The sequence below is a fragment of the Mycobacterium sp. ST-F2 genome, assembly GCF_001905655.1.
Lineage (GTDB): Bacteria > Actinomycetota > Actinomycetes > Mycobacteriales > Mycobacteriaceae > Mycobacterium.
Map to the genome: position 1 here is coordinate 1 of NZ_JMHT01000010.1, position 12,051 is coordinate 12,051.

A 12,051-nucleotide genomic window follows, 5' to 3' on the forward strand; every position below is an offset into this window, starting at 1 on the left:
GTTGCTGAAAACCATCCCATCCCCGAATTCCTGCCCCGCCGCTGAACTCCAGGATACGGCGGGTCAGGACCGACGAAAGACTAGTGTTCTTGCTCTTCGAACCGGGCGATCGAGCGGGCCAGCTCTTCTTCGGCCTCTTTACGGCCGACCCAGTCGGCAGCCTTGACGAACTTGCCCGGCTCCAGGTCCTTGTAGTGGACGAAGAAGTGCTTGATGGCGTCCAGCTCGAACTGCGAGATGTCGCTCAGGTCCTGGACGTTGTCCCAGCGCGGGTCACCGGCTGGCACGCACAGCAGCTTGTCGTCGCCGCCGGCCTCGTCGGTCATCTTGAACATGGCGACCGGGCGGGCGTCGACGATGCAACCCGGGAATACCGACTCGGTCAGCAGCACCAGCGCGTCCAGCGGGTCGCCGTCCTCGCCGAGGGTGTTCTCGAAGAACCCGTAGTCGGTGGGGTAGCCCATGGGGGTGAACAGGTAGCGGTCGAGCTTCACCCGGCCGGTCTCGTGGTCCACTTCGTACTTGTTACGCGAACCCTTGGGGATCTCGATGACGACTTCGTGCTCCACCGGGAGACTCCTTAGCTCTGTGCTGATAACCGGCTACACCTTAGACGAGCGATACCCTGCTGAGTGACCCGTACGAGTTCAGGAGCAATATGCGGCCCACCCGGTGGCGCCGATCGACCCACGTGGTGATCGGTGTGGCAGTTCTGGTGCTGGTTGCCGCGCTGGTGGCAGCGGCCGCGGTGATGACGCGGCACGAGGCCACCCCGGCGGCCGGTGCGAGCGTCAGGCCGCAACCCGCGCTCGTCACGGCGCAGCCCAGGGTGCAGCCGGTGTCCGATGCGGCCGCGCAACCGGTGCCCGCGCAGCTGGCCGCCGTCCTGGCGCCGCTGGCGGCCAACCCGAATCTCGGCCTGCTCGGGGGCCGTGTCACCGACGCCATCACCGGCGCGCAGCTGTGGGCGCTGAGCGAGAACGTTCCGCTGCAGCCCGCCTCGACCAACAAGACCTTGACCGCGGCCGCGGCACTGCTCACCCTCGATCGCAATGCCCGGCTGACCACCACGGTCCTGTCCGGCGATGCTCCGGGCGTGGTGGTGCTCAAGGGCGGCGGCGATCCGACGCTGTCGGCGGCGCCGCCCGGTACCGACACCTGGTACGGCGACGCGGCCCGTATCTCTGATCTGGCGGACCAGGTCCGCAAGGCCGGGGTCACCCCGCGCGCCGTTCAGGTCGACGTCAGCCTCTACTCCGGCCCGACCATGGCGCCGGGCTGGGACGTCGCCGACATCGACGGCGGCGACTTCGCGCCGATCCAGTCGGTGATGATCGACGCCGGCCGCATCCAGCCCACCACCGTCGAGTCCAGGCGCTCGACCACGCCGGCCCTCGACGCCGGGCGGGCACTGGCCATGGCGCTGAAGATCGACCCGGCGAACGTGACGGTCCGGACCACGCCGGCGACCGGTGGCCAGCAGCTCGGTGCGGTGCAGTCCCCGCCGCTGATCGAGCGGCTGCGCGAGATGATGTGGGCGTCCGACAACGTGATGGCGGAGTCGATCGGCCGCGAGGTCGCCGCCGCGGTGAACCTGCCCCAGAGCTTCGACGGCGGGGTCCGCGGCGTGCTCGGGCAGCTGTCGAAAGCGGGCCTGACGACGTCGGGCGCGACGCTGTTCGACGCCAGCGGCCTGTCGGTCAACGACCGGCTGACCGCGACGGTCCTGGACGACGTGGTCAACGCCGCCGCGGGCAACAGCGAGCCCCGGCTGCGCCCGCTGCTCGACGTCCTGCCGATCGCCGGTGGCAGCGGCACGCTGTGGAACCGCTACGTCGACACCCCGTCCGCCGGGTACCTGCGGGCCAAGACCGGCTCGTTGACCGGGACCAACGCGCTGGCGGGCGTCGTCACCGATCAGAGCGGACGGGTCCTGACGTTCGCGCTCATCTCGAACAACGCCGGTCCGGAGGGACGCACCGCGCTGGACGCCCTGGCTGCGGCGTTCCGGTCCTGCGGGTGCGGCTCGTGAGCCGGACCCCGACCGTCGGTCGCTCCGTCGACTGGGGCTTCGCCGCCACCGTCGGCGTCAAGCTGACCCGGCCGGAACCGGCGACCACCGACTACACCCGCAACCAGGTGCGTGAGCAGCTCGCCGATTCGGCCCGCCGTGCCGAGCTTCCGGTACGGGAGGTGACGCTGCTCGGTGAAGGCGAGCGGGTGCCGTCGGCCCGCGTCGTCGACCGGCAGGACTGGGTGCGCGCCGCGACCGAGTCCATGCGGGTCATGACGGGCGGTGAAACCTCAAGTGCCACAGGCCTTGCCGCCATGGTCACCGGGCGGATCACCGGCGCGCAGACGGGCGCGGTGCTGGCGTTCGTGTCGTCGGCGATCCTCGGGCAGTACGACCCGTTCGCGGCCGGCGGCGGGACGTTGTTGCTCGTCGCGCCGAATGTGCTTGCCGCCGAACGGCAATTGAAGGTCGACCCGGCCGACTTCCGGCTCTGGGTGTGTCTGCACGAGGTGACGCACCGCGTGCAGTTCCGCGCGAATCCGTGGCTCACCGACCACATGTCGCAGGCGCTGGCCGTCCTGACCGATGACTCCGGCCTGGACACCGGTGACGTCGTCGCCCGGTTGGCCGAGTATGTGCGGGCGCAGCGTGACGGCGAATCCGACCCGAATTCGCAAGGCATCCTGGGCGTCATGCGGATCATGCAGTCCGACGAGCAGCGGCGTGCGCTCGATCAACTGCTGGTGCTCGGCACCTTGCTGGAAGGCCATGCCGACCACGTGATGGACGCCGTCGGCCCGGCGGTGGTGCCGTCGGTCGCCACCATCCGCAGCCGGTTCGACGAGCGTCGGCATCGCAAACAGTCTCCGCTGCAACGGATCGTCCGTGCCCTGCTGGGCGTCGACGCCAAGGTGGCCCAGTACACCCGTGGCAAGAAGTTCGTCGACGAGGTCGTGGCGACCGTCGGCATGAAGCGGTTCAACGCGATCTGGACCGACGCCGAAACCCTGCCGCTGCCAACCGAAATCGATGAGCCGCGGCGATGGATCGATCGAGTGCTCTGACGCCGCTGCGCGCGGCTGTGGCCGACTTCGCGCGCCGGCACCCGGCAGACCGGTGGTGCGTCGGGCTCTCCGGAGGGGCCGACTCCCTTGCTCTGACAGCCGTCGCCGCCGCCCTCAAACCGACCACGGCGCTGATCGTCGACCACGGTCTGCAATCCGGATCGGCGGAGGTCGCGGCCGTTGCTGCCGCGCAGGCCCGACAACTGGGTTGCGTTGACGCCCAAGTGGTTTCCGTCAGTGTCGGTACCGACGGCGGCCCGGAAGCCGCTGCCCGCAGCGCCCGGTACGACGCCCTGAACGGCGCCCGCGACGGTGCGCCGGTGCTGCTGGCGCACACCCTCGACGACCAGGCCGAGACCGTGCTGCTCGGGCTGGGGCGCGGTTCGGGACCGAGATCCATTGCCGGCATGCGGGTTTGGGACCCGCCATGGGGCCGGCCCTTCCTCGAGGTAAGGCGCGCCGACACCGAAGCCGTCTGCGCCGAGCTGGGACTCACGCCGTGGCAGGACCCGCACAACACCGATCCCCGTTACACCCGGGTCCGGCTGCGCACCGAGGTGCTGCCGTTGCTGGAGGACGTCCTGGCGGGCGGCGTCGCGCCGGCCCTGGCCCGCACCGCCGCGGCGCTGCGGGAGGACAACGACGCGCTCGACGCCCTGGCCGCCGGTCACCTGGCCACACTGCGCACCGACGACGGACTGACTGTCGCCGGACTCGCGGACCTCCCCGCGGCCCTGCGCCGCCGGGTGATCCGCGGCTGGCTGCTGGGCGTCGGAGCGACCGCACTCACCGACGTCCAACTGCGCGCCGTCGATGCGCTGGTCTCGGACTGGCACGGGCAGGGCGGGGCGGCGGTGACCTCGCGTTTGCGGTATCAGCGCCTCATCGTCAGCCGTCGCGCCGGGCTGCTCACGGTGGCCGTCCGGCCCGTGTGAGCGACCGGCAAGCGGGACGGTCTTGGTACTGGGCCAGGCGGCATGGCACGCTTGTGCCGTGGAGCTGTATCCGGGTGACATCAAGTCGGTTCTCCTGTCGCAGGAGCAGGTTCAGGCGCGCATCGCCGAGATGGCGGAGCTCATCGCCGAGGACTACCGCGCCGACTCCGGCGACCAGGATCTGTTGCTGATCACCGTGCTCAAGGGCGCGGTCATGTTCGTCACCGACCTGGCGCGCGCCATCCCGCTGCCGACGCAGCTGGAGTTCATGGCCGTCAGCTCGTACGGGTCGTCGACGTCGTCGTCCGGCGTGGTGCGCATCCTCAAGGACCTCGACCGCGACATCAGCGGCCGTGACGTGCTGATCGTCGAGGACATCATCGACTCCGGCCTCACCCTGTCGTGGCTGCTGCGCAACCTGGCCACCCGCGGCCCGCGTTCGCTGCGCGTCTGCACGCTGCTGCGCAAGCCCGACGCCATGCGTGCCGAGATCGACGTCGCGCACATCGGGTTCGACATCCCCGACGAGTTCGTCGTCGGCTACGGCCTCGACTTCGATGAGCGCTACCGGGACCTGCCCTACATCGGCACGCTCGATCCGAAGGTGTACTCAGGGCACTGAGCCGGAGCAGAATCGCAGGCATGCCTACCGCGCTCCGGATCTGCCCCTTCTGTGAAGCCACCTGCGGCCTGACCCTCACCATCGACGACGGTCGTGTGACGGGCGCCCGCGGTGACCACGACGACGTCTTCAGCGCCGGATTCATCTGCCCCAAGGGCGCCAGCTTCGGTGAGCTCGACAACGACCCCGACCGGCTGACGCGCCCGCTCGTACGCCGGGACGGCGTGCTGACCGAGGCCACGTGGGACGAGGCGTACGCCGTCGTCGCCGAACGCCTCGGTGCGGTCATCGCCGCGCACGGCGGTGCATCGGTCGGGGTGTACCTCGGCAACCCGAACGCGCACACCATCGCGGGCGCGCTGTATGCGCCGCTGATCGTCAAGGGCCTGGGCACCCGGCAGGTGTTCAGCGCCAGCACGCTCGACCAGATGCCCAAACACGTTGCGCTGGGCCTGATGTTCGGCAGCCCGGGCGCGTTCGCGGTGCCGGACCTCGACCGCACCGACTATCTGGTGATCATCGGCGCGAATCCGCTGGTGTCCAACGGCAGCGTGACCACCGCGGCCGACTTCCCCGGCAAGCTGCGGGCGCTGAAGAAGCGCGGCGGCACGCTCGTCGTCATCGATCCGGCCCGGACCCAGACCGCCAAGCTCGCCGACCGGCACCTGGCCCCGCGGCCCGGGACCGACGGGGCGCTGCTGCTCGCCGTCGTGCACGTGCTGTTCGACGAGGGTCTGGTCGATCTCGGCGGGAACGCCGAGCACGTCGTCGGCGTCGAGCAGGTCCGGGCCCTGGCCGCCGACTTCGCGCCCGACGCGGTCGAGCAGGCCTGCGGGATCGGCGCCGACGAGATCCGGGAACTGGCCCGTGAGCTGGCGGCGGCGCCGACGGCGGCCGTGTACGGCCGGATCGGCACCTCCACAGTCGAATTCGGCACCGTCGGCAGCTGGTTGGTCGACGTGATCAACGTCCTCACCGGCAACCTGGACCGGCCCGGTGGCGTGATGTTCCCGCTCGGTGCGGCGGCCCCGGCGCCGCGGCCGCCCAAGCCCGGCCGCGGGTTCCGGACCGGACGGTGGGCCAGCCGGGTCTCGGGCCATCCCGAAGTGATGTCCGAGCTGCCGGCCGCCGCGCTCGCCGAGGAGATCGACACCGCGGGCGACGGGCAGATCAAGGCCATGATCACCGTCGCCGGGAACCCAGTGCTCTCCGCACCGGACGGCGACCGGCTCGACAAGGCTTTGGACAGCGTCGAATTCATGCTGTCGGTCGACCCCTATCTCAACGAGACGACGCGGCACGCCGACGTCATCCTGCCGCCGCCCCCGCCCGCGCAGAGCCCCCACTTCGACGTGCTGCTGAACAACCTCGCGGTGCGCAACAACGTGCGCTATTCACCGCCGGTGCTGCCGCTCGACAACCGGCCGGACGAGGCCGAGATCCTGTCGCGTCTCGCCCTGATCCTGTCCGGCCTTGGGGCACAAGCGGATCCCGCGCTGGTCGACGCGCAGGTGATCGCGATGACGCTCGCCAAAGAAGTGGCCGACCCCGATTCTCCGGTCGCCGGCCGGGATGTCGACGAACTGACCGCCATGCTCCCCGCGGGCCCCGGCTACGAGCGTCGGCTCGACATGATGTTGCGCCTCGGGGCATACGGTGACGCGTTCGGCGCCAAGCCCGGCGGGTTGACGCTCGAGAAGGTCAAGGCCAATCCGCACGGCATCGACCTGGGCGCGCTGCAGCCGCGCATCCCCGAGGTCCTCCGAACCCCCAGCGGCAGAATCGAACTCGCGCCCGAGCCCATCGTCGCCGACGTGGTGCGGCTACGCGAGGCGCTGAGCCGCTCGGCCGGTGGCTTCCTGCTCATCGGCCGGCGGCACCTGCGCTCCAACAACAGCTGGATGCACAACCTGCCGGCGCTCTCGGGTGGGTCCAACCAGTGCACCCTGCAGATTCACCCCGACGATGCCGCCGACCTGGGCCTCACCGACGTCGCGATCATCAAGGGCCCGGGCGGTGAACTGCTGGCCCCCATCGAGGTGACCGACGTGATGCGGCGCGGCGTGGTGTCGCTGCCGCACGGCTGGGGCCACAACCGCGGCGGCACCGGTCAGCAGCTCGCCAGCAGCCATCCGGGCGTAAACGTCAACCAGCTCAACGACGGAACCAGTTTGGACCGGTTGTCGGGTACCGCGGTGCTCAACGGCATCCCGGTCGAGATATCGGCTGCCGGCTAGCCGAGTTCCCAGATCACCGTCACCGAGAAGCTGACGGTCTGCTGGCCGGGGGACAGCGGCACGGCTTCGGCCATGGCCATCCGCGGCGCCGGCATGGGCGTCGGGGTGGTGCCGGCGGTCGCCTCGGAGATCGAGACCACCTTGCCCAGGTTCAATCCGGACAGCTGGGCGTACTGCTGGGCCCGGTCCTTGGCGTCGTTGAAGGCGCGGGTGCGGGCGTCTTTCACCAGCTGCGAGTCGTCGTCGATGGAGTAGGCGACGTTGCTGATGCGCGTGGAATTGCCACCGGCAGTGACGATCTTCGCCAACACCTGCGACGCGGTGTCGAGCTTGCGGATCTTTATGTCGATGGTGTTGCTGGCCCGGTAGCCGGTGATGACGGAGTCGCGATAGTCGGGCTGCAGCTCGACCTGCTTGGTGGCGATGTCCTTCTTGTCGATACCGGCCCCGGCCAGCGCGTCGATCACGGCCTGCTGCCGGCTGCTGGTCTGATTCATGGCTGCGGTGACGTCTGGCGCGGTGGCCTCGACCGATGCGGTGACGTTCAGCGTGTCCGGCGTGCCCTGCACCTTGCCGTTGCCGACGACGGTGACCTCGCGGGTGGTCGGTTTGCCATCGGAGTCGGAGCCGCACCCGGCAACGCCGACGGCTGTGGCGATCGCGAGTCCGGCAAGGGTCAGGGCAGCGGTACGTGACATGTTTCTACCGTACCGACGTGTCGCTGACGTGCTCGGCGATCGCGTTGCCCACCGCCTCGCCGACCCGGCCGAACATCTGATCCCGCAGGCCTTTTGCCCATTCGTGCGAGGCGTGCGGCGCGGTGAGCTGGCCCTTGAAATGGGGGATCACCTCGCGGGCGAACAGGTCGTAGGAGTGCATCGTGGCCGCCGGCGAGGCCCAGTCGTGGCCCAGCATCAGGAACCCGCCGAAGCCGCCGGACCGGTCCAGCATGCCCTGGATGTACTCGATGGCGTCGGCGGTGGTGCCGATACAGCAATTGCCTTTGGCCGCATAGTCTTCGACGAACTGCCGGGGCGTCGGTGCGGGGCCGGTCCGGCTGCCCAGCGGCACGAAACCTGCTGCACCGAAGTAGTTCGAGAAGTCCTGCAGGCCGTAGGTGCAGTCTTCGATCGCCTGATCGCGGGTATCGGCCACATGCACGGTGCCGAGCACGCGCCAGCCCTTCCGGTCGGGCTCGGGGCGGCCCGCTTTCGCGGCCTGGTCGCGGACGACGTCCCATGCGGTGTCCAGCGCGGCATAACCGCCCGGCACCGACATCGACAGCGACAGCAGCGACGTGCCCAACTGCCCGGCCAGCCGCGGCCCCGACGGGGAAACCATTGCCGCCGTGGATATCTCGGGGTAGGGCCAGGTGTACGGCCGGATGTGCAGGGCGGCGTCGCGCAACGTGAACCAGTCGGTCTCGCGCGTGATCCGTTCATCGGGTCCGGCGCGGAAGAGGGACAGGATGGCTTCCAGGGATTCCTGCTGCATGCGGCGCTGATCCACCGGGTCGATGCCCATCATGTAGGCGTCCGACGGCAATGCGCCCGGGCCGGTGCCGAACATCACCCGGCCGCGGGTCAGGTGATCGAGCAGCACCCAGCGGTCGGCGACCATGAGCGGGTGGTGGTACGGCAGGGACACCACACCGGTGCCGAACCGGATGTTCCTGGTGCGTTCGGCCGCCGTGGCGATGAACACCTCGGGGCAGGCGATCAATTCGTAACCGCCGGAATGGTGTTCGCCGTACCAGACCTCGTCGTAGCCGAGCCGGTCCAGCCGGACGGTGCGCTCCAGGTCGTATTCCAGTGCGGTGGTGACCGATTGGCCGGTGGGGTGGAACGGGGTGAGGAAGACGCCGAAATCCAGTGGGCGAAGCGTCATTTCAGTCCTTCGATGAACTCGATGAGTACGGCATTGACCTCGTCGGGCCGCTCCTGCTGCAGCCAGTGTCCCGCGCCGGGGATCATCACCTCGCGGTAGTCACCGGCGACGACGTCGCGGACCCGGTCTCGTGGGGTGAAACTCAGCACCGGGTCGGCGGTGCCGGCCAGGAACAGCGTCGACACCGTGATGGTCGAGGCGGGGGTGGTCTCCGTCAGCTCCCAGTTGCGGTCGAAGTTGCGGTACCAGTTCAGCGGCCCGGTGAAGCCACTCTCGGTGAAAGCTGTGACGTACGGCTCGAATTCGTCTTCGCTGAGCCAGTCCGGTAGCGGTGGCAGCGGATTGTCGACGAGCGTGTCAGGTGGGGCGGTGAAGCCCTCCTCCGCGAGCATCCGCCGCATCGAGGCCCTGACGTCGCGTCCCAATGCCGCGTCGGCGGGCCCCGGTTCCTGGAAGTAGAGCATGTAGAAGTAGTTGTCCCCGACCCGCCGGCGCCAGATTTCGGTGGGCGGCGCCGAGGCCCTCGGCACCGGCGGCACACTCAGCGCGGCGACGGCCGTCACCCGGTCCGGGTGCAGCAGCGCGAAGTTGCACACCACCGGCGAGCCCCAGTCGTGCCCGACGACCACCGCGCGCTCGGCGCCGACGTCATCGAGCAGGCCGGCCAGGTCCCCGGTGAGGTGGACGATGTCGTAGTCCTCGATGGCAGCCGGCCGGGACGAGCCGGCGTAGCCGCGTTGGTCGGGGGCCAGCACGTGGTAGCCGGCCGCGGCGAGGGCGGGAATCTGGTGCCGCCAGGAGTGCGCCAGTTCGGGGAAGCCGTGCGCCAGCACCACGACCGGGGCGCCACGGTCACCGGCTTCGGTGACCCGCAGTCGCACGCCGCCCGTTTCGATGAACCGCTCGGTGGACGTCATCACCGTTTCACCAAAGCACAGGTTTCCCTCCGGGAACTGCCGATCGTTTGCATAGCGGTAACCTGTGAACTATCCCGCATCTGTGTCTCGGAAGGACCTGGCCGACGAGTATTCGCCGGCCGAAATATGTCGATGAAGCGAAAAAACGTCATCCGCACCCTGACCGTCGTCGCGGTCGTGTTGCTGCTGGGTTGGTCTTTCTTCTATTTCAGTGATGACACGCGTGGTTATCACCAGGTCGACACGTCTGTGGCGGTCGCTCAGATCAACGCCGGGAACGTCACCGGCGCCCAGATCGACGATCGCGAACAGCAGGTCCGGCTGGACCTGAAGAGCGTCAGCGCCGACACCGACAACAGCAACAAGATCATCACGTCGTTCCCGACGGGCTATGCGGTGCCGCTGTTCGACGCACTCAACGGCAAGAACGTCAAGACCAAGACCGTCGTCAACCAGGGCAGCATCCTCAGCTCACTGCTGATCTACCTGCTGCCGCTGCTGCTGCTGGTCGGCCTGTTCTTCATGTTCTCCCGCATGCAGGGCGGCGGCCGCATGGGCTTCGGCTTCGGCAAGTCCAAGGCCAAGCTGCTCGGCAAGGACATGCCGAAGACGACGTTCGCCGACGTCGCCGGTGTGGACGAGGCCGTCGAAGAGCTCTACGAGATCAAGGACTTCCTGCAGAACCCGAGCCGCTACCAGGCCCTGGGCGCCAAGATCCCCAAGGGCGTGCTGCTCTACGGCCCGCCCGGAACGGGTAAGACGCTGCTGGCGCGTGCCGTCGCCGGCGAGGCCGGGGTGCCGTTCTTCACCATCTCCGGTTCGGACTTCGTCGAGATGTTCGTCGGTGTCGGTGCCTCCCGCGTGCGCGACCTGTTCGAGCAGGCCAAGGCGAACAGTCCGTGCATCATCTTCGTCGACGAGATCGACGCCGTCGGCCGCCAGCGCGGCGCCGGCCTGGGCGGCGGCCACGACGAGCGCGAGCAGACACTGAACCAGCTGCTGGTCGAGATGGACGGCTTCGGCGACCGCCAGGGCGTCATCCTGATCGCCGCCACCAACCGGCCCGACATCCTGGACCCCGCGCTGCTGCGTCCCGGCCGTTTCGACCGGCAGATCCCGGTATCGGCGCCCGACCTGGCCGGCCGCAAGGCCGTGCTGCGGGTGCACTCGGCCGGCAAGCCCATCGCCCCCGACGCCGACCTCGACGGCCTGGCCAAGCGCACCGTCGGCATGTCCGGCGCCGACCTGGCCAACGTCATCAACGAGGCCGCGCTGCTGACGGCCCGCGAGAACGCCACGGTGATCACCGGACCGGCGTTGGAGGAGGCCGTCGACCGTGTCGTCGGTGGTCCGCGCCGCAAGGGCCGCATCATCAGCGAGCTGGAAAAGAAGATCACCGCGTACCACGAGGCCGGACACACGCTGGCCGGCTGGGCCATGCCGCACCTGGACCCGGTCTACAAGGTGACCATCCTGGCCCGCGGCCGCACCGGTGGGCACGCCGTCGCCGTCCCCGAGGACGACAAGGGCATGCAGACCCGCTCCGAGCTGGTCGCACGTCTGGTCATGGCGATCGGTGGCCGCGCCGCCGAGGAGCTGATCTTCCGCGAGCCCACCACCGGCGCGGTGTCCGACATCGAGAACGCGACCAAGATCGCCCGCGCCATGGTCACCGAATTCGGGATGAGCGCCAGGCTGGGCGCTGTCCGGTACGGCACCGAACACGGTGACCCGTTCCTGGGGCGCACCATGGGCACGCAGGCCGACTACAGCCATGAGGTCGCACAGCTCATCGACGACGAGGTGCGCAAGCTCATCGAGGCCGCGCACACCGAGGCGTGGGATGTGCTGACGCAGTACCGCGACCAGCTGGACGCCCTGGCAGGCGAGCTGCTCGAGAAGGAGACGCTGCACCGTCCCGACCTGGAGCGCATCCTGGCCGACGTCGAGAAGCGGCCCCGGCTGACGATGTTCGACGACTTCGGTGGCCGGATTCCGTCGGAGAAGCCGCCCATCAAGACGCCCGGCGAGCTGGCCATCGAGCGCGGCGAGCCGTGGCCGCCGCCCGTCAAGGAGCCGGCGTTCAAGGCGGCCATCGCCGCGGCCAGCCAGGCAGCCGCGGGCGTGAACGGCACCAACGGCGCGCACGCCGCGCCGAACGGGCAGCCGCAGCCGCAACATGGTCAGACCCAGCCGAACTACGGCGCACCCGCGGGCTGGCAGGCCCCGGGCTGGCCGCCGCAGCATGGCCACGGCCAGCAGGGCCAGTGGTACCCGCAACCGGGCTGGGGCCAGCCCGGTCCGCCGCCCGGCTACCAGCCGTATCCGCAGCAGCCGGCACCGCCGCCTGCCAAACCCAACGACGAGTAGGCGCA

The 12,051-nt window shown here is 69.4% G+C and carries 10 protein-coding genes; 6 read left to right on the plus strand and 4 right to left on the minus strand.

Translation table 11 applies throughout. The features are described 5' to 3' along the window. Positions 1 to 80: 80 nt before the first annotated feature. Complete coding sequence (locus EB75_RS05415; protein ID WP_073694452.1) at positions 81 to 569, minus strand: inorganic diphosphatase; 489 nt, start codon at positions 567 to 569, stop codon at positions 81 to 83. Between the two features lie 89 nt (positions 570 to 658). Between EB75_RS05415 and dacB the strand changes: the two genes are divergently transcribed. The 5 genes from dacB to EB75_RS05440 are packed head-to-tail and all read left to right on the plus strand — an operon-like array spanning position 659 to position 6,872. After that, a complete protein-coding gene (dacB, locus tag EB75_RS05420) occupies positions 659 to 2,032 on the plus strand; it encodes a D-alanyl-D-alanine carboxypeptidase/D-alanyl-D-alanine endopeptidase (RefSeq protein ID WP_073694453.1) in 1,374 nt (457 codons plus the stop codon). Then, positions 2,029 to 3,078, plus strand: a complete 1,050-nt coding sequence (locus EB75_RS05425) for an Rv3626c family coenzyme F420 biosynthesis-associated protein (protein WP_073694528.1) — start codon at positions 2,029 to 2,031, stop codon at positions 3,076 to 3,078. The genes dacB and EB75_RS05425 overlap by 4 nt, the downstream gene beginning before the upstream one ends. Further along, a complete protein-coding gene (tilS, locus tag EB75_RS05430; protein WP_073694454.1) occupies positions 3,057 to 4,013 on the plus strand; it encodes a tRNA lysidine(34) synthetase TilS in 957 nt (318 codons plus the stop codon). The genes EB75_RS05425 and tilS overlap by 22 nt, the downstream gene beginning before the upstream one ends. 22 nt (positions 4,014 to 4,035) lie before the next feature. Continuing rightward, positions 4,036 to 4,635 (plus strand): hypoxanthine phosphoribosyltransferase, encoded by a 600-nt coding sequence (hpt, locus tag EB75_RS05435; RefSeq protein WP_073694455.1) that lies wholly within the window; start codon positions 4,036 to 4,038, stop codon positions 4,633 to 4,635. Positions 4,636 to 4,655: 20 nt separating this feature from the next. Beyond that, entirely contained in the window at positions 4,656 to 6,872 is a 2,217-nt protein-coding gene (locus EB75_RS05440) for a molybdopterin-dependent oxidoreductase (protein WP_073694456.1), read from the plus strand. On the opposite strand, the gene EB75_RS05445 is transcribed toward EB75_RS05440, so the two are convergent. The 3 genes from EB75_RS05445 to EB75_RS05455 are packed head-to-tail and all read right to left on the minus strand — an operon-like array spanning position 6,869 to position 9,676. Next, on the minus strand, positions 6,869 to 7,570 hold the full coding sequence (locus tag EB75_RS05445) for an SIMPL domain-containing protein (RefSeq protein WP_073694457.1): 702 nt from the start codon (positions 7,568 to 7,570) through the stop codon (positions 6,869 to 6,871). The genes EB75_RS05440 and EB75_RS05445 overlap by 4 nt on opposite strands. Before the next feature lie 4 nt (positions 7,571 to 7,574). Further along, a complete protein-coding gene (locus EB75_RS05450; protein ID WP_073694458.1) occupies positions 7,575 to 8,759 on the minus strand; it encodes an LLM class flavin-dependent oxidoreductase in 1,185 nt (394 codons plus the stop codon). After that, positions 8,756 to 9,676: an alpha/beta fold hydrolase gene (locus tag EB75_RS05455; protein ID WP_168175989.1), complete on the minus strand. Its 921-nt coding sequence runs from the start codon at positions 9,674 to 9,676 to the stop codon at positions 8,756 to 8,758. The genes EB75_RS05450 and EB75_RS05455 overlap by 4 nt, the downstream gene beginning before the upstream one ends. Before the next feature lie 132 nt (positions 9,677 to 9,808). Here EB75_RS05455 and ftsH point away from each other — a divergent pair, with 132 nt between their 5' ends. Then, entirely contained in the window at positions 9,809 to 12,046 is a 2,238-nt protein-coding gene (ftsH, locus tag EB75_RS05460; RefSeq protein WP_073694529.1) for an ATP-dependent zinc metalloprotease FtsH, read from the plus strand. Positions 12,047 to 12,051 lie beyond the last annotated feature (5 nt).

What these genes read in the sequence shown, in the direction of transcription:
- EB75_RS05445 (WP_073694457.1), bottom strand. Translation starts at nt 7,570, where the DNA reads ATGTCACGTACCGCTGCCCTGACCCTTGCCGGACTCGCGATCGCCACA.
- tilS (WP_073694454.1), top strand. Translation starts at nt 3,057, where the DNA reads ATGGATCGATCGAGTGCTCTGACGCCGCTGCGCGCGGCTGTGGCCGAC.
- EB75_RS05450 (WP_073694458.1), bottom strand. Translation starts at nt 8,759, where the DNA reads ATGACGCTTCGCCCACTGGATTTCGGCGTCTTCCTCACCCCGTTCCAC.
- EB75_RS05455 (WP_168175989.1), bottom strand. Translation starts at nt 9,676, where the DNA reads ATGACGTCCACCGAGCGGTTCATCGAAACGGGCGGCGTGCGACTGCGG.
- EB75_RS05440 (WP_073694456.1), top strand. Translation starts at nt 4,656, where the DNA reads ATGCCTACCGCGCTCCGGATCTGCCCCTTCTGTGAAGCCACCTGCGGC.
- ftsH (WP_073694529.1), top strand. Translation starts at nt 9,809, where the DNA reads ATGAAGCGAAAAAACGTCATCCGCACCCTGACCGTCGTCGCGGTCGTG.
- dacB (WP_073694453.1), top strand. Translation starts at nt 659, where the DNA reads ATGCGGCCCACCCGGTGGCGCCGATCGACCCACGTGGTGATCGGTGTG.